Below are 23,053 nucleotides of genomic sequence, written 5' to 3'. Positions count from 1 at the left end.
CCCCCCGGGCCCGGCCCGCGGACTCACCGCGAGTGGTCCGCCAGTGAGAGCAGCAGGTGCGCGGACTCCGGCCGCAGATGGTCGGAGTGCGCGCCCGCCGGGCCCCGCCCGCGGACGAACACGTGGCTCGCGTCGACGCTGACGAACCGGTGGTCGAGGGCCGCGTGCGGATAGCCGTCGCCCGTGCCCCGCATCCGGATGCCGGAGACGGGCGCGGGCGCCGTGCCGATGCCCGCGTGCCCGATGCCGGTGCGCTTCTCGGCCCGCAGGTGCCAGAAGCCGGTGGCCCGGTCGCCCTGCGCGTACGTCGCCACGACCGGGCCGCGCAGCGGCGCCCCGGCGAGCTCCGTGAACGTCTCCGCGAAGGCGTCGCGCGGCGCGGCCATCTGGAACAACAGCATCGAGTCCACGGTGAACGGCCGCCCCGGCGGCGCGGGCGTGGACCAGCCGAGCGTGCCGCCCGGCGCCCCGGCCGCCCACTGCACCGCCTCGCAGAGGAAGCGGCAGCCGAAGGAGTGCCCGACGAGGTGCAGATACTGGCCGCCCCGGCCGGCCAGGACCGGCGCCGCCTGCGGGTCGCCGCGCCGGGCGTCCAGATAGCCGAGCAGCTGCCCGATGACGTCCGCCGCGTGCCCGGCCGTGCTCATGGCGTGCGCGCGGTCGCGGATGCGGCGGTAGCCGCCGAGGGACGGCAGCGACCGGGAGGGCCAGCGGATCAGCACCGGCCAGGGAGCGAAGCCCCGGCCCCGCGCCCCGCCGGGTCCTGAGCCCCGCGCCCCGCCGAGCCCCGGATACAGCTCCGGCCGTCGCGCGAGCTGGCGCCCCGCCAGGCTCAGGAGCTCGCGCACGGCCTGCCGGGACGACGTGCGCGAGGTCTGCCACCCGTGGACGTACACGACGACGTCCGTCGCCCACGACGGCGGTGTGAGCCGGGCGGCGAAGTGGTCGAGGAGCCCGGGCGGCGGCACGGGACGCGGTCCGGCGCGGGTGTCGCGCAGCGGCCAGCCCCGCTCGTCGAGGTCGACGACGGCGACCGCGTCGTCCCAGCGGCCCCAGCCCCCCTCGGCGCCCCGGCCGTCCCTGGCATCCCCGTCGTCCCCAGAACCTCCGTCGTCCCCAGAACCTCCGTCGTCCCCAGAACCTCCGTCGTCCCAGGCGTCCCCGGCACCCCTGTCGTCCCCGGTACCCCGGCGATCCCCGGCATCCCCGTCGCCCCCAGCCGTCGTCACGTGGTCCGCTCCAGTCTGCTGTCCATGCCGCTGTGCAGCGCGTACGCGAGGCCCAGCGGGTTGTGCCAGGTGTCGGCGAAGCGCCGGGTCAGGGCGTGGGCGATCGCGCCCGCGGTCTCCTCACCGGTCAGATAGCGGGTGACGAACGCGAGGGCGTACTCGGCGGCGAACCGCTGCGGCATCTCGATCTGCGGCCCGAGCACCCCGCACGCGCCCGCGTCGAACAGGGCCCGGCCGAGATACGCCAGGTCGGCGTTGCCCGGCAGCCCCGCGTAGCAGGCGTTGAGCAGCACGAAGGGGCGGAAGGGCACGCAGGCGTGCGGGGGCGGGCGGTGGGCGCGCAGCGTGTAGCCGTCGATGGCGAGCTGGTCGCTCAGCTTCAGGACGAGGTACGGGGCTTCGTCGCCGGACGCGGTGAAGTGGCCGTGGCACCAGAAGTACATCAGCTGCTCGTCGAGGCTCCGGTCCCGCAGGGCGCGCTCCAGCTCGTCCCGGGTGGTGCGCTCCACCAGGTCGCCGCCCGCGGCCAGCGCCGCCGCGACCTCGGCGGCCCGGGTCAGGCCCGCCGCGTCCACGGCGGTGTCGTGGTTGAGGCTCACGGCCGGGGCCGCGCGGGGCGGCGGGTCGCGGTCGTCGGCGACGCGCGCGTAGGCGTGGCCGCCGGTCTGCTCGATCTGGTGCCGGTAGCCGAGGAAGCGGGCGAACACCGCAGATGGGGACGGGGCCTCGGGCTCCTCGGAGGCGGCGGGCAGACACAGCATGGGCCACGGCAGGAACAGGTCGGAGTGGAAGCGGACGCGGAGCGGCGCGGCACTGCTCAGCGCGTCCGTCAGGAAGCCGCGGAACAGCTTCAGGGCCTCGTCCTCGCCGCCGAGCAGCACGTCGAAGAGGAGCTGGGAGCCGTACAGGGCGAGCCGCCCGAGCGCGGCGCGCAGCTCGTCCCCCGGCTCGCCGGTGAGGTCGACGCGGCTGGCGTACGGAAAGGGCGCACCGCGCGGGAGCCCGTCCGCGCCCACCGGCCGCAGCGCCACGAACTCGTCCTTCCACATCCGGCGCAGGCGGGCCGCGAGGGCCCGCACCTCGCCCGGCAGCACCCGCAGCGTCACCGTGTGCTCGGAGCCGCTGACCGCGGGCACGGCGGGCCCGTACATCCGGGCGCCGATCGGCTCGTCCTCGCGCCGCGCGTCGAAGCCGACGACGAGGTCGGGGTGGCGGACGACGTGCCGGGGCAGCCGGGTGTAGCCGTTGCTGGGGTCCTGGGTGACGTGGACGGGGAGGTCGTGGGCCATGGGGACTCAGGACCTCCGCAGGGCTTCGGGGGCGTGGCCCGAGCAGGGTCCTTCGCCGTCGTCCTCGACGACGTCGACGTACGTCTCGACCTCCTGGAGCACGGTCGCCGTCTCCAGGTGCTCGACGGTGAAGAGCAGCCGGTGGCGGCCCGCGCGCCGGGGCGTGAACAGGAACTCGGCGGCGTCCGCCTCGCGGGGCGAGGGCCGCAGGGTCACCGCGTGCGCGGGCTCGACGTCCGCACCGGTGAGCGGGGTGGCGCGGACGGTGAGCCAGGGCAGCTCGGAGGCTTCGCCCGACCAGGGGTGCTCGGGGCCCGGCTGGATCCGCAGGGCGATCCGGGACGCGGTGCCCGCGGTGGAGCGGTCGTCGAGGAGGGTGAGGTGCACGCGCGCGTGCGTGGCGGGGGACAGGGCGCCGTGGTCGAAGTCCGCGCCGGGTTCGGGGACGGTCAGGCGGGCGGTGAGGGGGATTCGGCCGGGCGCGGCGCGGCCCGCCAGCCAGCCTTGGCTCCAGCGCAGTCCGGACGGGTCGTCGAGGCTCTCGAAGAGGCGCAGGGCGTGGGCGAGCCGTTCGTACGCGAGGAGCTCGAAGTTCCGCCACGGTGCCGCCTGTTCCAGGAGCGTCCACGCCGCTCCGTGGGGACACTCGGCCCTCCGGAACTTCGTCAGCGCCGAAAGCAGATCCGTCTCCACCGCCTGCCGGCCCCCGACGGGGTCCGCGGGCAGGGTCCCGAGCCAGTGGTCGGCCCACGCCCGCCCCAGCTGGTCGGAGGCCTCCGAGAACCCGCGGCCCGCCCGGTCGAGCGTCAGCACGGCCTCCTCCAGATCGCCCGAGACCGCGTGGGCCACGCCCAGATACAGCTCGGCCCAGGACTCGCCCCGCACGTCCCCGTTCGCGTGGTGGCGCCCCACCGCCCGGCCCAGGCCCTCGACGGCATCCGCGACGTCGCCGCTCACCAGGGCCGCCTTGCCCAGCTCCGTCACGGTCCAGGCCTCGCCCTGGAGGTCGCCGAGGCCGGTGAACCTGTTCCGGGCGTCCTCCAGGACCTTGCGGGCCTCCTCCACGTCGCCGCGCAGCAGCCGAAGACGCCCGTAGTGGTGCACGGCCCAGGCCTCGCCGCGCACGTCCCCGCGTATCTGATGGGCCTCCACGGCCCGGCGCAGGAGCCGCTCCGCGCCCTTCAGGCGCCCTTGGTCGCACTGGATCGCGGCCCGGGTGTGCAGGACCCAGCCGTCCGGTGCCGTACGGGGGCCGGGGTCGGACGCCTCAAGGGCGTCGAGCGCTCCCACGGCGAAGGGCAGCTCGCCCAAGTGGCGCAGGGTGACGGCGATTTCCCGGACGGCGCGCGGGGCGCTCAGCCGCTCAAGGGCGTCCAGGGCTTGCTGAGGCGCGCCCGTCTCCCTGATCGCCACGGCCGCCGTGACGCACAGGGGCTGCCACGCGCCGGTCGTGCGCCACAGGGTCTGCTTGACCCGCAGGAGCCGGAAGAGGCCCTGTCCGGTGATCAGTTGGGGTTCGAGCCGGTCGAGGAGGGCCACGCCCTCCGGGTCGTCCCGGCGTAGGAGCCGTACCGCCAGATCGAGGTACGCGTCGACTCCCTGGCGCGGGTCCGCCGTGCCGTCGAGCACGGCGCGGGCCAGTGCCCGGTCCTTGGCCGCACCGCCCCGCGTGGACCGGCTGCCGGTGCGCCGGTACCAGCCCGGCCGCGTCTGCTGGAGCAGGCCGTGGACGGTCAGCTCGCGCAGCGCCTCCGCGCGCTGCCTCTCCGTCATCGGCGTGTCCGCGCACAGCGCGCCCGCCACCGTCGCGTCGAACTCGTCGCCCTCCCAGGACTCGACGGCGACGAGCAGTTTCACCGCGGTGCGGCCAAGCCTCCTGCCCGGCGCGTCGGGTGCGGACGCCATCACCCCGTGGCTGCCCCACCCCGACCCGGGACGGTAGTGGAAGCGGTGCGAAACGGCCACGACACGGGACGCGGTGTCCAGGACGAGCTGTTCGGCGAGGAGCAGCAGGTCAGCGCCCGGTTCGCCATCCGGCACTCCGTCGAGCACCACCGTCAACCGCCTTCGAGCGAGGCGCGTGCGGCACAGGGCGGGCAGCGCCGCGGGCAGTTGCTCGGGCCCGTCCGCCCGGAACTGGGAAAGGCCGTCCATCGGGACGCCGTACGGCGGGTCGTCCTTCATGGTCCGTTCCAGGAGCCGCAGCAGCAGCCGCTCCGGCGCGGCCACGTCGGTCGGGCCGACCGCGAGCCACACGGGATCCGACCGCCACGCCGACGGCGCGTCCCGGGCGAAGCGCGCGAGCCGGGCCGCGTACGCCGATGTGTACAGCGGCTGTGGACCGTACAGCTCAAGGAGTGCGGGCGCCCGGTGCTCGCGCAGGAAGGAGCGCAGCTCCCAGGGCAGGTCCTGCTCGCGCAACGGCCCGGGGAAGGGGCCGTGCGCGTCCGGCACCCAGCCGCCCATGCGCGCCCACCCCCTCCGACGGCTCCACCGGTCAACTCCCCACTATCGAGCCCTCACTGAGGGGACGTCACCGAAACGCCCATGATCTCCCTGGCGTGCCGGTCGGGCGTCATGCCGAGCCGCCACCCCTGCCAGCCGGTCTCCAGCTCCGCCTTCCGCTCCAGGAACAGCTCGTACGCCTCCACGTAGCCGTCGAGCTTGGCGTCCCGCAGCGGGTGCGCGGTGCGGGTGAGCTGGGCCAGTTCCTCCTGGGCGACGGCGACGCCGACGTCCCAGCCGCCGGGCGACGCGTACGGAAGGAGCGTGGCGCGCAGGAAGTGGGCCCAGTCCTCGCCGCGCCGGTCGCCGTAGGAGGCGAACAGGGAGATGGCGTCGTCGCACAGGGCCAGGGCCGCCTGCGTGCGGGCGTTGCCCGCGTCGATGACGGCGAGTTCGAGGCACGTCCAGCCCTCGCCGTGGGCGACGCCGATGCGCTGGAAGTCGGCCCGGGCGTCGACCAGGAGCTGCCGGGCGAAGCCGGAGTTGCGCAGCGAGCCGGTCTGGGCGGCGCGCTGGTCGCGGGTGACGCGGGCCGAGTGGTGCCGGGCGCACGCCAGACCGTAGACGTCCCGCATGCGGGAGAACATGGTGCGGGCCCGCTCCAGGTCCCGTACCGCCTGGTCGAGGGCGCCGGTCTCCTCCAGGGCCTGGCCCAGGTAGTACAGGGACCAGGCCTCGCCGCGCGCGTCCTCGTTGTCGCGGTGCCGGGAGACCGCCTGGCGCAGGCCCTCGACCGCGGGGGACGGGTCGCCCGCGACGAGCCGGGCGCGGGCCAGCTGGGTGAGAGCCCAGGCCTCGCCGCGCGCGTCCCGCGTGCGCCCGTACAGCTCGATCGCCCGGCGCAGTTCGCCCTCCGCGCGCGGTACGTCGCCCATGCGCAGGCACACCTGGCCGAGCTGGAAGTGCGCCCAGGCCTCGCCGTGCACGGACCCGCTGTCGCGGTGCAGGTCGAGGGCGGTGAGCAGCATCTCCTGCGCCTCGGAGAGACGGGAGCGGTCGCGTTCCACGGCGGCGAGCGCGTGCAGGGTCCAGCCGCGGTCGCCCGCGAGCTCGTCCGCGACCTGGAGGTCGAGGGCCTCGCGGAGCCGGGCGGCGGCCTCCGAGAGGTTGCCCTGGTGGTGCAGGGTGATGCCGAGGGAGCCGAGGGCGCGGGCCGCGCCCGCGTCCTGGCGGGCCTCGAAGTACAGGTCCACGACCGAGGTGAGCGTGGACCTGGCCTGGTCCAGCTCGCCCAGGTGGCGGGCCGCTATGCCGGTGCGCCACTTCACGTTCCGGCCGAGCAGGCCCTGGTCGACCGTCTGCGCGAGCTCGCTGATCTCGCCCAGGCGGTAGAGGTCGCCGCGCAGCAGGCAGTAGTCGCACAGCGCGCCGAGCAGACCGAGCACGGCCCGGGGCTCGACGCCCTCGGCGTGCCGCAGGGCCGCCGTGATGAAGCTCGACTCGTCGTCGAGCCAGCGCAGTGCCGCGTCCAGGGAGGTGAAGCCGTGCTGCCCGAACTGGTCCGCGCGCGTGGACGTCTTGCCGTCGACGAGGCGGATCACGGAGTCGGCGAGCTCGCCGTAGCTGACGATGAGACGTTCCTGCGCGGCGCTGCGCTCGGCGGGCTCCTCCTCGTCGGCGAGCCGGGCCTGGGCGAAGGAGCGGACGGTGTCGTGCAGCCGGTAGCGGCTGGTGCGCACCTGGTCGAGGAGGCCCGCGCGGGACAGGGCGGTGAGCTGCCGGGCCGCCTCCTGCTCGTCGGCGCCGAGCAGCGCGGCCGCCGCCGCGGTGCCGAGCGAGGCGCGCCCGGCGAGCGCGAGGCGGCGCAGCAGGCGGCGCGCGGTCTCGGGCTGGTCGGTGTAGCGCAGCCACAGGGTGCGCTCGACCGGCTCGACGGGCCCGTACGCGGCGAGGTCGGCGACGAGCGCCTCGGGGGTGCGCGGCCCGAGCGCGGAGCCCGCCACGCGCAGCGCCAGCGGCAGCCCGGCGCACAGCTCCCGAAGGCGGTCCAGGGACTGGGCGTCGTACGGCTCCGGCAGGTCCTGCGCCACCTGCCGGATGAGCTGTTCGGCCCCGGCGTCGTCCAGCGCCTCCACCGCGATCTCGTGCACCCGCGCGGGCAGGTCGGCGGGCAGGTCCAGGGGGCCGCGGGCGGTGACGAGGACGAGGCTGTCGGAGCGCTCGGGCACCAGCGTGCGCACCTGCTCGGGGTCGCTCGCGTCGTCCAGGACGATGACGACCTCCAGGCCGGTGAGGTGCTGGTGATAGAGCTCGCTGAGCCGCTTGACCTGCTGCTCCTGGGTCGAGCGCTCCCGGAAGAGGAGCTGTTCGCGCGGGGCGCCCAGGCGGTTCAGGAGGTGCAGGAGCGCGTCGCGCGTGGACAGCGGCGGCGTGTCCGGGCTCTCGCCGCGCAGGTCCACCACGCAGGCCCCGCGGAACTGGTCCTTCAGATCGTGCGCGGCCCGCACCGCGAGCGCGGACCGGCCCGCGCCGGGCGCGCCGTGCAGGACCACCACCGTCGGTCTGGTCCGGGTGCTGGCCCGGGCCGCGTGCACCCACTGCGCGATCTGCCCGAGCTCGGCCCGTCTGCCCGCGAACTCGCCCTCCGGCTGCGGCAGTTGCGCGAACGACTGCTCAAGGACGGTGCGCCGCCGCGCGGCCGCGCTCTTGTCGGTGCCGCGCAGCCGCGGCGCCTGCTTCCGCTGCCCGGAGCGGGCGCCGCCGACCCCGCCCGCCGTCGCCGCCGTGAGCACTCGCTGCTGGTCCAGGAACGGCCGGATGCCCCGCACCTCCAGGGCCGTCAGCCACTGGAGCCGGAGCTGCTCGGGCCCGCCGGGCTGGTGGACCGTGCCCGCGTGCCGCTGCGCCGCCGGGACGTGGGACGCCGTCACCTTCGCCACGGTCGCGGCGAATCCGGCGACCGCGACGGCCCCGCCCGCGCCGAGCGCGGTGCCGCCGCCGGTGCCGAGCACGAGGTCGGCCGCGCACGCGGCCACCGCGGCGACGGCCACGACGAGCAGGGGCGTCCCGGCCGCCTCCTTCGCATACCGCTGACCGAACGTCAGCTGCCCGGCGGCCGACTCGTCCAGGGCCCGCGTGTACGCCGCGTACTCCTCCGCCGCCGTCTGCTCCATGGCGTCGAGACAGGCCCGTGCCCGCGAGAGCAGCACGTTCCCGTCGGTGCGGCCGCCGGTGCGCCGGACCTCTTCCTCGACCGCCCGTGCCAACAGGCGCTCGGCTTCGGCCCGGTGGCTGTCCCGCATGTGGTCCCCCTCGAAGAGGAGCACGTGACACCGCCGTCGCGCGTGCCCGTGCCCGCGTACCGTCGCGCGGCACGTGTCACGCGCCCCGCCCTGCACGGGTGCACGTACCCCGTCACCTCTACATGTACGTGTCAGTGTCCTGCGAACGTGCGACGGGCGCGAGGGAGCGCCCCGAAGAGGGGCGCCGCGCCGGGGGAACCCCGCCATCGGGCGCCGTGTGCGCGAGGATGGGCCCATGCCGAACCGACTGGCCCACGAGACCTCCCCCTACCTCCTCCAGCACGCTGACAATCCGGTCGACTGGTGGCCCTGGACGCCGGAGGCCTTCGAGGAAGCGCGGCGACGCGGCGTCCCCGTCCTGCTGTCCGTCGGGTACGCGAGCTGTCACTGGTGTCACGTCATGGCGCACGAATCCTTCGAGAGCGGCGCGACGGCCGCCCTCATGAACGAGAACTTCGTGAACGTGAAGGTGGACCGCGAGGAGCGCCCCGACGTCGACGCCGTCTACATGGAGGCCGTGCAGGCCGCCACCGGGCAGGGCGGCTGGCCCATGACCGTGTTCCTGACGCCCGACGCCGAGCCCTTCTACTTCGGCACGTACTTCCCGCCCGAGCCGCGCCACGGCATGCCGTCCTTCCCGCAGGTCCTCGACGGCGTGCGGCGGGCGTGGGAGGACCGGCGCGCGGAGGTCACCGAGGTCGCCGCGAAGATCGTCAAGGATCTGGCGGAGCGTCAACTGACCCTCGGCGACGACCGGCGGCCCGCCGAGGAGGACCTCGCCAAGGCCCTGCTCGGCCTGACCCGCGACTACGACGAGCGGCACGGCGGCTTCGGCGGCGCGCCCAAGTTCCCGCCGTCCATGGTCATCGAGTTCCTGCTGCGCCACCACGCCCGCACCGGCGCGGAAGGCGCCCTCCAGATGGCCGCCGACACCTGCGAGCGCATGGCGCGCGGCGGCATCTACGACCAGCTCGGCGGCGGCTTCGCCCGCTACTCGGTGGACCGCGAGTGGGTCGTGCCGCACTTCGAGAAGATGCTGTACGACAACGCGCTGCTGTGCCGCGCCTACGCCCACCTGTGGCGCGCCACCGGATCCGAACTGGCCCGCAGGGTCGCCCTGGAGACGGCCGACTTCATGGTCCGCGAGCTGCGCACGAACGAGGGCGGCTTCGCCTCCGCGCTGGATGCCGACAGCGCGGACGCCACCGGCCGCCCGGTGGAGGGCGCGTACTACGTCTGGACCCCCGAGCAGCTGCGCGAGGTCCTCGGCGACGCGGACGCCGAGCTGGCCGCCGCGTACTTCGGCGTCACCGAGGAGGGCACCTTCGAGGAGGGCGCCTCCGTCCTCCAACTGCCGCAGGGCGACGGGGCGGTCGCCGACGCCGAGCGGGTGGCCTCCGTGCGCGAGCGCCTCCTCGCGGCCCGCGCCCTGCGCCCCGCGCCCGGCAGGGACGACAAGGTGGTCGCCGCCTGGAACGGCCTGGCCGTCGCCGCGCTCGCCGAGACCGGCGCCTACTTCGACCGGCCCGACCTGGTGGCGGCCGCCGTCGGCGCGGGCGATCTGCTCGTGCGCCTGCACATGGACGACCGGGCCCGGCTCGCCCGCACCTCCAAGGACGGCCGCGCCGGTGCCAACGCCGGTGTCCTTGAGGACTACGCCGACGTCGCCGAGGGCTTCCTCGCGCTCGCGTCGGTGACCGGCGAAGGGGTGTGGCTGGACTTCGCCGGCCTGCTCCTCGACCACGTTCTGGTGCAGTTCACCGACGAGGAGACGGGCGCCCTGTACGACACGGCCGCCGACGCCGAGCGCCTCATCCGGCGGCCGCAGGACCCCACCGACAACGCGGCGCCCTCCGGCTGGACCGCCGCCGCCGGGGCGCTGCTCACCTACGCCGCGCACACCGGGGCCGCACCGCACCGGCGCGCCGCCGAGCGGGCCCTCGGCGTGGTCAAGGCCCTCGCGCCGCGCGCGCCGCGGTTCATCGGGCACGGGCTCGCCGTCGCCGAGGCCGCGCTCGACGGGCCGCGCGAGGTCGCCGTGGTGGGGGCGGTGGACGGCCCGCTGCACCGGGTCGCGCTGCTCGGCACGGCGCCCGGCGCCGCGGTGGCCGTCGGCCCCGCGGACGGGGAACTGCCGCTGCTCGCGGACCGGGTCCCGGTGGCGGACCGGGAGACGGCGTACGTGTGCCGGGACTTCGTGTGCGACCGGCCGACGACGGACCCGGCCGAACTGGCGGCGGCCCTCGGCACGCTGCGCTGAACCGCCGCGAGGGCCGGACGACCCCCGCTCGGCTCCGGGACGTCCCCCCTCGGCCCCGGACGACTCCGCTCGGCTCCGGACGGTGAAGTGCCGCCCGGGGATGCCTGCCGATTGTCCTGCTTCTGTCACGGCCGGGGCCGAGCGGCCACCTTGTGCTCCTTGTGTGACCATCGGCGTGATACCAATACGGGCGTCGCAGTGGCGTAAGAAACCGCTGTGAATGTTTGGCATCGTTCTGTCAGTTGGCCCCACTAGGGGCACCGGGGGAGAGGTACTCACCGCAGTGAACCGCATGACGCGTACGACCGCCGCAGCCCTGGGCACGGCCGGGCTCATCACCGCCGCCCAGCTCGGCCTCGCCGGGACCGCCTCCGCGGCGGGTGACGCCACCCAGCGCTCCGCGTCCGCAGACAAGCCGAGCAGCGCCGCGCCGTTCGCCAAGGCGACGAGCTCCGGCTGCCCGATCGACATCGTCTACACGTCCCGCTTCTACATCGGCCAGGGCGGCTGGGTGACGGGCAACGGCCTGTACTTCGGCATCAAGAACAAGAGCACCAAGAAGTTCACGAACGTGAAGTTCACGGTCACCAACGTGAAGAACATCCGCTTCGGCCGGGCGACCGCCAAGGGCGGCAAGATCACCCACAAGACGTCGCGGACCATCACCGTCCTCGACAAGTCCTTCAGCGGCAAGGCCAAGCTGGGCGTCCAGGTCCGCACCCGGCTGCTGAACAAGAACAGCTACAAGGTGAAGTTCCAGGTCCGCGGCAACGGCTGGAACTGCGCCGTGAACCAGGGCACCTGGGGCAACTAGCGCGTAACGCGATACCGGGGTTCGAAAGGCGGCGGCCTTTCGAACCCCGGTTTTCGTGTTTCAGGGGACGCACGTCAGCCGCGCCCCGAAGGAGCGCAGAGAAGAGGGCCGCGGCACCAGCCGCGGCCCCTGCGGTGTCCGGGGGGTGTCAGGCGTGCTGGTAGGCCACCAGGGAGATGCCCACGTAGTGGACGGCGAACGCGGCGAGGGTGAAGGAGTGGAAGACCTCGTGGAAGCCGAACCAGCGCGGGGACGGATTGGGGCGTTTGAAGCCGTAGACCACGCCGCCCGCGCTGTAGAGCAGGCCGCCGACGATGACCAGGACGAGGACGGCGATCCCGCCCGCGCGCATGAAGTCGGGCAGGAAGAAGACGGCGGCCCAGCCCATGGCCAGATAGCAGGGCGTGTAGAGCCAGCGCGGGGCGCCCACCCAGAAGACGCGGAACACGATGCCCGCGGCGGCGGCCGCCCAGATGCCCCAGAGCAGCCACTGTCCCTTGGCGTCGGGCAGCAGGAGCATGGTCAGCGGGGTGTACGTGCCCGCGATGATCAGGAAGATGTTGGCGTGGTCGAGGCGGCGCAGGACGCGGTCCGTCCGGGGTGACCAGTCGCCCCGGTGGTACAGCGCGCTGACGCCGAACAGGAGGCACGCCGTCAGGACGTAGATCCCGCAGGCGACACGGCCGCGGGTGGAGTCGGCGAGCGCGGTCAGGAAGAGGCCGGAGACCAGCACCGCGGGGAACATGCCGGCGTGCAGCCAGCCCCGCAGTTTGGGCTTCACCGGGCGCACGGCCGCGGCGACGGGCTCGATGACTGCGGCGGCGACCTCGCCTGCGGGGACGGCGGAACCGGAGCCGCCTGCGGCAGAACTGGTGATCGCGTCGGGGACGGGAGCGGTCATGCGCGGCATCGTACCTACGGAACCGTAAGTTACGTATCAAAGCGGTGAAATCCCATCCTACAAGTGGCCATGCTCACTCCGCTCACGTGTGAAGCCCTCTGGACAGATGCGCGAGCGGGACGGATGATCAAATGAGTGCGGTCGGCACCGGATGAGCGCCAGAAGATCGAAATGCAGTGAAGCGTCCGGGTCGCAGCCCCCACGGGGCCCCAACCTAAAACCCCTCGTATAGGAGCAATCGTGGCGCGCGATATCGCGGCTCCCCCTTCTTCGCAGTCCTCGCAGTCCGCGGGCACCCTCCCCACCGACCACCAGGGGCTCATCTCCTGGGTGAACGAGATCGCCGAACTGACCCAGCCGGACAGCGTGGTCTGGTGCGACGGTTCCGAGGCCGAGTACGAGCGCCTGTGCGAGGAGCTCGTGGCCAAGGGCACCTTCAAGAAGCTGGACCCGATCAAGCGGCCGAATTCGTACTACGCGGCCTCCGACCCCTCGGACGTGGCGCGCGTCGAGGACCGCACCTACATCTGCTCCGAGAAGGAGGCGGACGCGGGGCCGACGAACCACTGGAAGGACCCGGCGGAGATGCGTGACGTCTTCGCGGGGGAGAAGGGGATCTTCCGCGGTTCCATGCGCGGCCGGACCCTGTACGTCGTGCCCTTCTGCATGGGCCCGCTCGGCTCGCCGCTGTCCGCGATCGGCGTCGAGATCACCGACTCGGCGTACGTCGCCGTGTCCATGCGCACGATGACCCGCATGGGCCGGCCGGTCCTGGACGAGCTCGGCTCCGACGGCTTCTTCGTGAAGGCCGTGCACACCCTCGGCGCCCCGCTGGAGCCCGGCCAGGCGGACGTCCCCTGGCCCTGCAACTCCACGAAGTACATCTCGCACTTCCCGGAGTCGCGCGAGATCTGGTCGTACGGCTCGGGCTACGGCGGCAACGCCCTGCTCGGCAAGAAGTGCTACGCCCTGCGCATCGCCTCGGTCATGGCCCGCGACGAGGGCTGGCTCGCCGAGCACATGCTGATCCTGAAGCTCACCCCGCCGCAGGGGGAGTCGAAGTACGTCGCCGCGGCCTTCCCGTCCGCCTGCGGCAAGACGAACCTCGCCATGCTGGAGCCCACGGTCTCCGGCTGGACCGTCGAGACCATCGGCGACGACATCGCCTGGATGCGGTTCGGCGAGGACGGCCGGCTGTACGCGATCAACCCCGAGGCGGGTTTCTTCGGCGTCGCGCCCGGCACCGGCGAGCACACCAACGCCAACGCCATGAAGACGCTGTGGGGCAACAGCGTCTTCACGAACGTCGCGCTGACCGACGACGGCGACGTGTGGTGGGAGGGAATGACCGAGGAGACCCCGGCGCACCTGACGGACTGGAAGGGCAACTCCTGGACGCCGGATTCCGGCACCCCGGCCGCGCACCCGAACGCCCGCTTCACCACGCCCGCCGCGCAGTGCCCGATCATCGCGCCCGAGTGGGAGGACCCCAAGGGCGTGCCGATCTCGGCGATCCTCTTCGGCGGGCGCCGCGCCTCCGCGGTGCCGCTGGTCACCGAGTCCTTCACCTGGAACCACGGCGTCTTCCTCGGCGCCAACGTGGCCTCCGAGAAGACGGCCGCCGCCGAGGGCAAGGTCGGCGAGCTGCGCCGCGACCCGTTCGCCATGCTGCCGTTCTGCGGGTACAACATGGGCGACTACATGGCCCACTGGGTCGACGTGGCCAAGGACAAGGACCAGTCCAAGCTGCCGAAGATCTACTACGTGAACTGGTTCCGCAAGAACGACGCGGGCAAGTTCGTGTGGCCCGGCTTCGGTGAGAACAGCCGCGTCCTGAAGTGGATCGTGGGCCGTCTGGAGGGCACCGCCGAGGGCGTCGAGACCCCCATCGGCGTCCTGCCCACGCCCGACTCCCTCGACACGAACGGGCTCGAACTGCCCGCGGCCGACCTGGAGTTCCTCCTCACGGTGGACAAGGAGGTCTGGCGTGAGGAGGCGGCGCTCGTGCCCGACCACCTCAACACCTTCGGTGACCACACGCCGAAGGAGCTGTGGGACGAGTACCGGGCGCTGGTCGCGCGCCTGGGCTAGAGGCCCCTGCCTTCCCGCCTGCTCAGCTGCCCTTGCGGCAGGTGGGCGGGCGGGGGCGTGTCCGGGGCCGGGTGGGCGGCGGTCCGGGGCCGTCAGGCGTTGGTCAGGTGGAGGGCCGGGGCGTGGGCTTCCATGCGCTGGGCGGCCAGGATCGCCGCCCCGGTGTCGGCGCGGGACGCGGCGACGACCAGGGCGCGGCCCGCGAGGGCGTGGGCGCGCTGGTGCAGGGCGTACAGATGGGGTTCGTGGATGGCGGCGGCGACCGTCGAACGGACCGGCGGCCGGCCCCCGCGCAGGCGGGCGACCTGGGCCGCGAGGCGCTCGGCGGCGCGGTCGAGACCGGGGTCGGGGGCGAGGACGCGCAGCTCGTCGGTGACGGCGAGCAGCGCGGCCAGGTGCCCGGCGAGCTGGATGTCCAGCTCCTCCTCGCGGCTGCGGTGCGGGAAGTCGCCCGGGTCGGCCATCGTGTGGACCGACTTGGTGCGGATCGGCTCGTACATGAGATGGGTCTCCAAGCTGTCGAGCACCCATCCTAGCTTAGATTCTGTCTAAAGTTGAGCTGGATCTTGAACCGGGCCCTCCGCGCTGTCCGGCCGCGGCGTCACGGCTGGCTGTAGCCGTCCAGGAACGTCCCGATCCGGGTCACCGCCTCCGTCAGGTCCGTCGCCGTGGGCAGCGTGACGATGCGGAAGTGGTCGGGCTCGGGCCAGTTGAAGCCGGTGCCGTGGACAACCATGATCTTCTCGGCGCGCAGCAGGTCGAGCACCATCTGCCGGTCGTCCTTGACCTTGAAGACCTTGGGGTCCAGGCGCGGGAAGAGGTAGAGGGAACCCTTCGGCTTCACGCAGGTCACGCCGGGGATCTGGGTGAGCAGGTCGTACGCCGCGTCCCGCTGTTCGAGCAGGCGGCCGCCCGGCAGGACGAGGTCGTTGATGGTCTGCCGTCCGCTGAGGGCGGCGACCACGCCGTGCTGCCCCGGCATGTTGGCGCACAGGCGCATGTTTGCGAGGATCGTCAGGCCTTCGATGTACGAGGAGGCGTGCGCCTTCGGGCCCGACACGGACATCCAGCCGACGCGGTACCCGGCCACCCGGTACGCCTTCGACATGCCGTTGAACGTGAGCGTCAGCAGGTCGGGGGCGAGGGACGCGGTCGGGGTGTGCCGGGCGCCGTCGTAGAGGATCTTGTCGTAGATCTCGTCCGAGCAGACGAGGAGGTTGCGGCGGCGGGCGATGTCGGTCAGGCCGCGCAGGACCGCCTCGTCGTAGACCGCGCCCGTCGGGTTGTTCGGATTGATGATCACGATCGCCTTGGTGCGGTCGGTGACCTTGCGCTCGACGTCGGCGAGGTCGGGCATCCAGTCCGCCTGCTCGTCGCAGCGGTAGTGCACGGCGGTGCCGCCGGAGAGGGAGACCGCGGCCGTCCACAGCGGGTAGTCGGGCGCCGGGACCAGGACCTCGTCGCCGTCGTCGAGCAGGCCCTGCATGGCCATCACGATCAGCTCGGATACGCCGTTGCCGATGAAGACGTGCTCGACGTCGGTCTCGATGCCGAGGGTCTGGTTGTGCATCACCACGGCGCGGCGGGCGGCGAGCAGGCCCTTGGCGTCGCCGTACCCGTGGGCGTCGCCGACGTTGCGGAGGATGTCCTCCAGGATCTCCGGCGGGCACTCGAAGCCGAAGGCGGCGGGGTTGCCCGTGTTGAGCTTGAGGATGCGGTGACCTGCTGCTTCGAGCCGCATCGCCTCCTCGAGCACGGGGCCCCGGATCTCGTAACAGACGTTGGCGAGCTTGGTCGACTGGATCACCTGCATGCCCCCGAGCCTATCTCTGGCGGGGGTGCCTTGGACGGTGGGAGCTCGGGCGGGGCGGGTGTTCTCTCGGGTGCGGGCCGTCTCGGGCTGGTCGCGCAGTTCCCCGCGCCCCTTCGGGGCGCACCCTTGTTCCCGGGGGCTGGGTGGCTCAAGAATGCGCATGACAAAACTGGGGGGTCGGTTGGTCCCCCGGTCGTGCAGTCATTCCTGAGGGGACCCCCACATGAACAAGCCTCTCGTCGGTGCCGTCTTCACCGCGCTGCTCCTCGGCGCGACGGCACTGCCCGCGGCCGCCGTCAGCAACGAGGCGCCGACGGCCGACAAGCAGGTGGTACGGACGCAGCCCGCCGCGCAGACGAAGGCGAAGGTCAAGGCCGTGACCTTCGCGGGCACCGTGGCGCTCAGCAACTGCTCCGGCTCCGTCGTGCGCGTGCCCAGCTCGCAGCCCACCGACCGCGCGCTGGTGATGTCCAACGGCCACTGTCTGGAGACCGGCTTCCCCGGCCCCGGCCAGGTCATCGTGAACCGCGCGTCCAGCCGCAGCTTCACGCTCCTGAACGCCAGCGGCGGCAACGCGGGCACCGTCCGCGCGAGCAAAATCGCGTACGGCACGATGACGGACACGGACGTCTCGCTGTACGAACTCACCAGCACCTACCGCGACATAGAGAGCCGCTACGGCATCAAGGCCCTCGAACTCGACTCCGCGCACCCGCAGGCGGGCCGGGCCATCACGGTCGCGTCCGGCTACTGGAAGCGGATGTACAAGTGCAACGTCGACGGGTTCGTGTACCGCCTGAAGGAGGGGCAGTGGACCTGGAAGGACTCGGTCCGCTACACCTCCGCGTGCCAGACCATCGGCGGCACCTCCGGCTCGCCGGTGATCGACGACCAGACCGGCAAGGTCGTGGCCGTCAACAACACCGGCAACGAGGACGGCCAGCGCTGCACCGACAACAACCCCTGCGAGGTCGACGAGAACGGCAAGGTCACCGTCCGCCAGGGCATCAACTACGGCCAGCAGACCTACACCATCGTCCCCTGCGTCGGCGCCGGGAACAAGATCGACCTGAACCGGCCGGGCTGCACCCTGCCCAAGCCCGCGGCGGCCGCGCGCCGCTGACCGGGGCCTGAGCGCCGCCGGAGCTAGGCGGTGCGGCGCACGGCGCGTCCCGCGATGACGTCCGTGCGCCGCCCGTCCTCGATCACGAACTTCCCGTCGATCAGGACGTGCGGCAGGCCCACGGGCGGCGTGCGCGGCGCGTCGAACGTCGACCCCGCCGCGACCGTGTCGGGGTCGAAGAGCACGAGGTCGGCGCGGTAGCCCGCGCGCACGTGGCCGCGGTCGGGAAGGCGAAGCCGGGCGGCGGCGCGTGAGGTGAGGTGCGCGACGCACTCCTCCAGGGACAGCACCCCCAACTCCCGTACGTACTTGCCGAGGTACTGCGGGAACGTCCCGTACGCGCGCGGGTGCGGCTTGAAGCCCTGGAGGATGCCGTCGCTGCCGCCGGTGTGCACGGGGTGGCGCATGATCGCCCGGACGTTCTCCTCGTGCCCCACGTGCTGGAGGATCGTCGAGCCGAGGCGGTCGTTGATCAGCAGCCGCCGGGCGGTGACCCACGGCTCCTCGCCGCGCATGTCGGCGGAGCGCTGGATGGTCTTGCCGACGCAGGACGCGAGCCCCGGGTCGGAGACGCCCGAGACCTCGATGGTGTCCCACTCGATCGGCACGCCGTGGCAGCCGTCGGCACCGATGACCTCCATGTGGTGCCGGATGCGCTCGGCGGTCGCGTCGTCCTGGAGCCGGGCCAGGATCGCCTCGGGCCCGCCCTCGCTCGCCCAGCTCGGCAGCATCGCGACGAGCGTCGTACAGCCCGGGGTGTAGGGGTACGTGTCGAGCGTGATGTCGGCCCCGCCGTCGAGCGCCTCGTCGAGGAGGGCGAGCAGGTCCGGGGCCTTGCCCTTGTTCACGCCGAAGTTCATGGTGGCGTGCGCGAGGTGCAGCGGACAGCCGGCGGTCCGGGTCAGCTCCACCATCTCGCGGTACGCCTCCAGGGCGCCCGCGCCGTAACTGCGGTGGTGGGGGCAGTAGTAGCCGCCGTACGAGGCCACGACGCGGCACAGCTCGGTCAGTTCGGCGTCCTTGGCGTACATGCCGGGGGTGTAGGTCAGGCCCGACGACATGCCGACGGCGCCCTGCTCCATGCCCTGGGCGACCAGCTCCTTCATCCGCTCCAGGTCCGCCGGGGAGGCCTCGCGGTCCTCCCAGCCCATCGCGTACATCCGGACGGTGCCCTGCGGGATGAGGTACGCGGCGTTGACCGGGATGCCGCGGCCGCCGTGCGCGCGGTCCAGGCGGTCCAGGTACTCGCCGACCGAGCGCCAGTCGAAGTCGATGTCGCTGCCGTCGCCGTTCCAGCCCGTGATCGCCTGGCGGACCTCGGCGAGGGTGCGGTCGTCCACCGGGGCGTACGACAGGCCGTCCTGGCCGATGACCTCCAGGGTGACGCCCTGGGCGGCCTTCGCGCTGTGGTCGGGGTCGCGGAGCAGGGCGAGGTCGCTGTGCGCGTGCATGTCGATGAAGCCGGGTGCCAGGGCGAGGCCCTCGGCGTCCAGGAGGCGGGTGCCCGTGGGGCGGGGACCCGCCTCCCCCTCGCGGTGGATCTCCGTGATCCGTCCGTCCTCTATCCCTACGTCGGCCGTGTACGCGTCGTCGCCGGAGCCGTCGACGACGCGCGCTCCGCGGATGACCAGGTCCATGGGGTGCCTCTCTGGTGGCGGGTGGGTGTCCTCGCGGGGGAGCGCCCCGGCCCGCTGTACGCAGCCCGTCCGGCGTTTGAGGACGAGGCGCGAAGCGCCGAAAGGCGGGGGCACGGGGGCGGAGCCCCCGGAGCGGGAAGGGGCGGGTCTGGGGCGCTCCGCGCGGGTCAGAAGTACGTGCGGATGTAGTCCGTGACCGTCCCGTCCGCCTCGACGACAGGGATGAGCTGCCACTTGTCGAAGGACGTACAGGGGTGGGAGAGGCCGAGCCCGAGCCAGTCGCCGACCTCCAGATCGGCCTCGGCGGAGGTCCGCACCCACCCGTGCTGGTCGGAGAGGGCGTGCACCTCGACCCCGGTCGCGGGCCGCTCCGCCCCGTCGCGGCGGACGGCCTGCGCCTCGGGCAGGTCGAGGTCGTACGCCGCGTCCCGCTTGCCCGCGTTGATGAAGGCCTGCTCGGGCGAGGGCCGGGACACGACCTGGGACCACAGCCGGAAGGCGGGGTGCAGGGCCCCCTCGTCGGGCACGCGGTTGAAGGGCGTGAGGTGGCGGTAGTGGCCGTCGTCGTGCGAGACGTAGGCGCCGGAGCGCAGCAGCTTCAGGACGGGCAGGGAGAGCCGGGGGACGTCGGCGAAGACGTCGGCGACGGCGTCGAACCAGGCGGAGCCGCCCGCGCTGACCACGATCTCGTCGAGCCCGCCCGCCTTGAACCGCCCCGCCGCGTCGAAGTCGGCGGTGAGCGAGACGAGCCGCCGCAGATAGGCGCGCACCCGCTCCGGCGTGGCGTCGGGCACCTCGCCCTCGTACCCGGAGACGCCCACGAGGCGCAGCGTCGTGGTGGCCGCCACGGCGTCGGCGACGGCCGCGCAGTCGGCCTCGGTCCGGGCGCCGGTGCGCGCGCCCTCGCCCGCGGCGAGCTCGACGACCACGTCGAGGGGGCGCCCGGCCCCGGCGTCGCGCAGCGCGGCGTCCATCAGCTCGACGCCGCGTACGGAGTCCACGTACGCGATGAACCGGAAGTCGGGGTCGTGCGCCAGCTCCTGGGCGAGCCAGCGCAGGGCGGCGGCGTCCACCAGCTCGTTGGCCAGGAAGATCCGCTGGACGCCGAACTCCCGGGCCACGCGCACCTGGTGGGGCACGGCGAGCGTGATGCCCCAGGCGCCGTGCTCCAGCTGGCGCTGGAAGAGCTGCGGCGCCATGGAGGTCTTGCCGTGCGGCGCGAAGGCGAGGCGGTGGCGGGTCGCGTACTCCTCCATGAGCGCGAGGTTGTGCTCCAGGCGCTCGGCGGAGAGGGCGAGGACGGGGGTGGTGAAGCCGTCCGTGAACAGGTTGCGGCGCTGGGCCGCCAGCTCGCCGACGGTGAGGCCCGCGGCGTCGGGCGGCAGCCCCTTGAAGCGGTGGTCGACCCGTTCCTCGGCCAGCCGGGCGAGGGCGGTCGCGGTGCGTTCGGTGGCCGCGGTGCGTTCGGTGGTCGCGGCGCGGTCAGCGGTCGCGGCGCGTTCGGCGGGCGCGCCGGAGGGTGTGCCAGCGGGCGTGTCGGCGGCCATGGGCGCCTCCTCAGAGATGCGTTGCATATACTGCAACGTTCATTGCGTATGTCGCTTACTGCTGTCTAACATCCGAGCCAACGCCGGGTCAACGGATCCGGGCCCGGTCCTCGCACCGGGGTTCCGCCCGGCTCACGGGCCTTCCGGCCCGGCTGATCCGGTGCCCCGACCCGGCCGTCGAGCGTGCGGCGAACGACGAATGAAGGGCTGACACGAGCGTGACCGGAGCAGACCGAGACGCGACCGAGGCCGCGACCGGCGAGGTGCCCGAGGGCGTGACCGCGCCCGGTGCCCCGCCCGGCGTCGCCGAGGGCGCGCACGGCGGCGCGGACGGCGGTGCCGCGGACGACGGCGTCGACGTCGTCACGCTCGGGGAGTCCATGGTCACCTTCCTGCCCACGCGGCCGGGGCGGCTCGCCGACGTCCCCGCGTTCGAACGGGGCATCGGCGGGGCCGAGTCCAACGTGGCCTGCGCCCTCGCCGCCGCCGGGCACCGCACCAGATGGGTCAGCCGGGTCGGCTCCGACGGCTTCGGCGACCACCTCGTCGACGCCATCGGGGCGTACGGAGTGGACACCTCCGCGGTCGGGCGCGACCCGCGCCGGCCCACCGGCATCTACTTCCGCACCGCCGACGACCGCGACACCGACGCCCACGAAGTCGTCTACTACCGGGCGGGTTCCGCCGCCTCGGCGATGTCGCCCCGGACGCTGGCCGCCGACGCGCTGTGGTGCGGACGCGTCCTGCACCTGTCCGGGATCACCGCCGCCCTTTCCCCCGACTGCCTGGAGCTCGTGCGCGCCCTGTGCGACCGCGCGGCCGGACGTCGCCGCCGCTCGCTCGTCTCCTTCGACGTCAACCACCGCCCCGGCCTGTGGCCCGAGGGCGGCCGCAGCCCCGCCGTCCTGCTCGACCTGGCGCGCGGCGCCGACCTCGTCTTCGTCGGCGTCGACGAGGCCGCGGCCGCCTGGCAGGTCACCGGCGGCCCCGCGGCCATCCGCGCCGCACTTCCCGAACCCGCCCAACTCGTCGTCAAGCAGGGGTCCGAGGGCGCCACCGCCTTCGTCACCGACCCCGAGACCGGGCGCGACACCGCCACCTTCGTCCCGGCCCTGCGCGTCGACGTCGTCGCCCCGGTCGGCGCCGGTGACGCCTTCGCCGCCGGATACCTGTCAGGAACGCTGCGCGGCCTCGGTGCCGAGCAGCGGCTGCGGCACGGCCACCTGATGGCCGCCGCCGCCCTCACCGTGCCGGGCGACCTCGCCACGCCCCCGGCGCGCGAGCACGCCGACGCGCTCGCCGCCCTGGCCCCCGCCGCCTGGGAGACACTGCGCCTTGGCCCCGGCTGGACGGCAGAGCCGCGCCGTCCCGGGGCCGCCGAGGAGGTACCAACGCCATGAGCCAGACCGTCGACCGAGCCCTGACGATCCTGCCCCTGCTCGCCGAGGGCCCCGCTGATCTGGGGCAGGTCGCCGACCGCCTCGGAGTGCACAAGTCCACGGCCCTGCGCCTGCTGCGCACCCTGCACGAACACGGCCTGGTCTTCCGCCAGTCCGACCAGCGCTACCGCCTGGGCGCGCGGCTCTTCGCGCTCGCCCAGGAGGCCGTCGAACACCTCGACGTCCGCGAGATCGCCCATCCCCACCTGCTCGCCCTCAACGAGAAGTGCGGCCACACGGTCCACCTCGCGGTCTACGAGGAGGGCGAGGTCGTCTACATCGACAAGGTCGAGAGCCGCTACCCGGTACGGATGTACTCGCGCATCGGCAAGTCCGTCGCCATCACCGTCGCCGCCGTCGCCAAGCTCCTGCTCGCCGACTTCCCCGAGGGCGAGCGCCGCGTGATCGCCGAGAAGCTCGACTACCCCACGTACACGTCCCGTTCGACGCCCAACGCGGCCGCCTTCCTCAAGGAGCTGGCGCAGGTGCGCGAACAGGGCTGGGCCACCGACCTCGGTGGTCACGAGGAGTCCATCAACTGCGTCGGCGCGCCCATCCGGGGCGCGGACGGCCGTGTCGTCGCCGCCATGTCGGTGTCCGCGCCGAACGTCGTCGTCACCGCCGAGGAACTCCTCACCCTGCTCCCGCTGGTCCGTCGCACGGCGGAGGCGATCAGCCGGGAGTACTCCGGCAAGGCCCCTATCAAGGAAGCAAGTTCATGAGCGAGAACATCCAGAAGACCGCGATCACGCCCTCCACGCACACCGCCCCGCCCGCGAAGTTCTCGCACGGCGTGAAGAAGGGCAACATCCTCCAGGTCGCCGGGCAGGTCGGCTTCCTCCCCGCCGAGGAGGGCAAGGCGCCCACCCCGGCGGGCCCCACCCTGCGCGAGCAGACCCTGCAGACCTTCGCCAACGTCAAGGCCATCCTCGAAGAGGGCGGCGCGACCTGGGACGACGTGATGATGATGCGCGTCTACCTCACGGACGTCGACCACTTCGCGGAGATGAACGAGATCTACAACCAGTACTTCGACGAGCAGGGCCTCAAGGCCCCCGCGTCCGCCCGCACCACGGTGTACGTCGGCCTGCCCAAGGGCCTCCTCATCGAGATCGACGCCCTGGCCGTCCTCGGCTGAGGCCTTTCCCGGGGCCGCGCCATCT

General features: G+C 73.3%; 16 protein-coding genes. 7 read left to right on the top strand and 9 right to left on the bottom strand.

The genetic code is table 11. The features are described 5' to 3' along the window. Positions 1–23: 23 nt before the first annotated feature. Genes AC5WAM_RS15530 through AC5WAM_RS15515 form a run of 4 tightly spaced genes read right to left on the bottom strand, consistent with a single transcriptional unit; the run spans position 24 to position 8,265 of the window. A complete protein-coding gene (locus AC5WAM_RS15530; protein WP_495522921.1) occupies positions 24–1,229 on the bottom strand; it encodes a hypothetical protein in 1,206 nt (401 codons plus the stop codon). Next, entirely contained in the window at positions 1,226–2,518 is a 1,293-nt protein-coding gene (locus AC5WAM_RS15525; RefSeq protein WP_366793063.1) for a CHAT domain-containing protein, read from the bottom strand. The genes AC5WAM_RS15530 and AC5WAM_RS15525 overlap by 4 nt, the downstream gene beginning before the upstream one ends. 6 nt (positions 2,519–2,524) lie before the next feature. Then, positions 2,525–4,984 (bottom strand): tetratricopeptide repeat protein, encoded by a 2,460-nt coding sequence (locus AC5WAM_RS15520; RefSeq protein WP_495522920.1) that lies wholly within the window; start codon positions 4,982–4,984, stop codon positions 2,525–2,527. Positions 4,985–5,037: 53 nt separating this feature from the next. Then, positions 5,038–8,265, bottom strand: coding sequence for a tetratricopeptide repeat protein (locus AC5WAM_RS15515; protein WP_495522919.1), 3,228 nt, complete (start codon positions 8,263–8,265; stop codon positions 5,038–5,040). A 235-nt stretch (positions 8,266–8,500) separates the two neighbouring features. On the opposite strand from AC5WAM_RS15515, the gene AC5WAM_RS15510 reads away from it, so the two are divergent. Continuing rightward, complete coding sequence (locus tag AC5WAM_RS15510; protein ID WP_495522918.1) at positions 8,501–10,525, top strand: thioredoxin domain-containing protein; 2,025 nt, start codon at positions 8,501–8,503, stop codon at positions 10,523–10,525. A 292-nt stretch (positions 10,526–10,817) separates the two neighbouring features. Then, the gene (locus AC5WAM_RS15505; protein ID WP_366793068.1) at positions 10,818–11,339 is read left to right on the top strand and encodes a hypothetical protein; all 522 of its coding nucleotides are present in this window, start codon (positions 10,818–10,820) and stop codon (positions 11,337–11,339) included. 148 nt (positions 11,340–11,487) lie between these two features. On the opposite strand, the gene trhA is transcribed toward AC5WAM_RS15505, so the two are convergent. Then, a complete protein-coding gene (gene trhA, locus AC5WAM_RS15500) occupies positions 11,488–12,240 on the bottom strand; it encodes a PAQR family membrane homeostasis protein TrhA (protein WP_495522917.1) in 753 nt (250 codons plus the stop codon). A gap of 240 nt (positions 12,241–12,480) precedes the next feature. Between trhA and AC5WAM_RS15495 the strand changes: the two genes are divergently transcribed. Next, positions 12,481–14,331, top strand: a complete 1,851-nt coding sequence (locus AC5WAM_RS15495; RefSeq protein WP_366793070.1) for a phosphoenolpyruvate carboxykinase (GTP) — start codon at positions 12,481–12,483, stop codon at positions 14,329–14,331. A 92-nt stretch (positions 14,332–14,423) separates the two neighbouring features. Here AC5WAM_RS15495 and AC5WAM_RS15490 read toward each other — a convergent pair whose 3' ends face one another. Both AC5WAM_RS15490 and AC5WAM_RS15485 read right to left on the bottom strand, forming a co-directional pair. After that, positions 14,424–14,831 (bottom strand): SCO4983 family protein, encoded by a 408-nt coding sequence (locus tag AC5WAM_RS15490; RefSeq protein WP_366793115.1) that lies wholly within the window; start codon positions 14,829–14,831, stop codon positions 14,424–14,426. A 101-nt stretch (positions 14,832–14,932) separates the two neighbouring features. Continuing rightward, positions 14,933–16,144, bottom strand: a complete 1,212-nt coding sequence (locus AC5WAM_RS15485) for a pyridoxal phosphate-dependent aminotransferase (RefSeq protein ID WP_495522916.1) — start codon at positions 16,142–16,144, stop codon at positions 14,933–14,935. A 223-nt stretch (positions 16,145–16,367) separates the two neighbouring features. On the opposite strand from AC5WAM_RS15485, the gene AC5WAM_RS15480 reads away from it, so the two are divergent. After that, the gene (locus AC5WAM_RS15480; RefSeq protein WP_495522915.1) at positions 16,368–17,267 is read left to right on the top strand and encodes a S1 family peptidase; all 900 of its coding nucleotides are present in this window, start codon (positions 16,368–16,370) and stop codon (positions 17,265–17,267) included. A gap of 23 nt (positions 17,268–17,290) precedes the next feature. Here the strand turns inward: AC5WAM_RS15480 and AC5WAM_RS15475 are convergent, their stop codons facing one another. Both AC5WAM_RS15475 and AC5WAM_RS15470 read right to left on the bottom strand, forming a co-directional pair. Further along, positions 17,291–18,904, bottom strand: a complete 1,614-nt coding sequence (locus tag AC5WAM_RS15475) for an N-acyl-D-amino-acid deacylase family protein (RefSeq protein WP_495522914.1) — start codon at positions 18,902–18,904, stop codon at positions 17,291–17,293. Between the two features lie 167 nt (positions 18,905–19,071). Beyond that, on the bottom strand, positions 19,072–20,478 hold the full coding sequence (locus AC5WAM_RS15470) for an amino acid deaminase (RefSeq protein ID WP_495522913.1): 1,407 nt from the start codon (positions 20,476–20,478) through the stop codon (positions 19,072–19,074). Between the two features lie 191 nt (positions 20,479–20,669). Here AC5WAM_RS15470 and AC5WAM_RS15465 point away from each other — a divergent pair, with 191 nt between their 5' ends. From AC5WAM_RS15465 to AC5WAM_RS15455, 3 genes are read left to right on the top strand one after another with little or no spacing between them, the layout of a single operon-like run. After that, complete coding sequence (locus AC5WAM_RS15465; protein WP_375256671.1) at positions 20,670–21,851, top strand: sugar kinase; 1,182 nt, start codon at positions 20,670–20,672, stop codon at positions 21,849–21,851. Continuing rightward, positions 21,848–22,612 (top strand): IclR family transcriptional regulator, encoded by a 765-nt coding sequence (locus tag AC5WAM_RS15460; RefSeq protein ID WP_172383449.1) that lies wholly within the window; start codon positions 21,848–21,850, stop codon positions 22,610–22,612. Before AC5WAM_RS15465 ends, AC5WAM_RS15460 begins: the two co-directional genes overlap by 4 nt. After that, entirely contained in the window at positions 22,609–23,028 is a 420-nt protein-coding gene (locus AC5WAM_RS15455) for a RidA family protein (protein WP_138961538.1), read from the top strand. Before AC5WAM_RS15460 ends, AC5WAM_RS15455 begins: the two co-directional genes overlap by 4 nt. The last annotated feature ends 25 nt before the right edge of the window (positions 23,029–23,053 follow it).

This window comes from Streptomyces sp. JLYT201 (genome assembly GCF_059448825.1).
The sequence above is the reverse complement of the archived record's forward strand: the minus strand, read 5'-3'. Positions and strand labels throughout refer to the sequence as shown.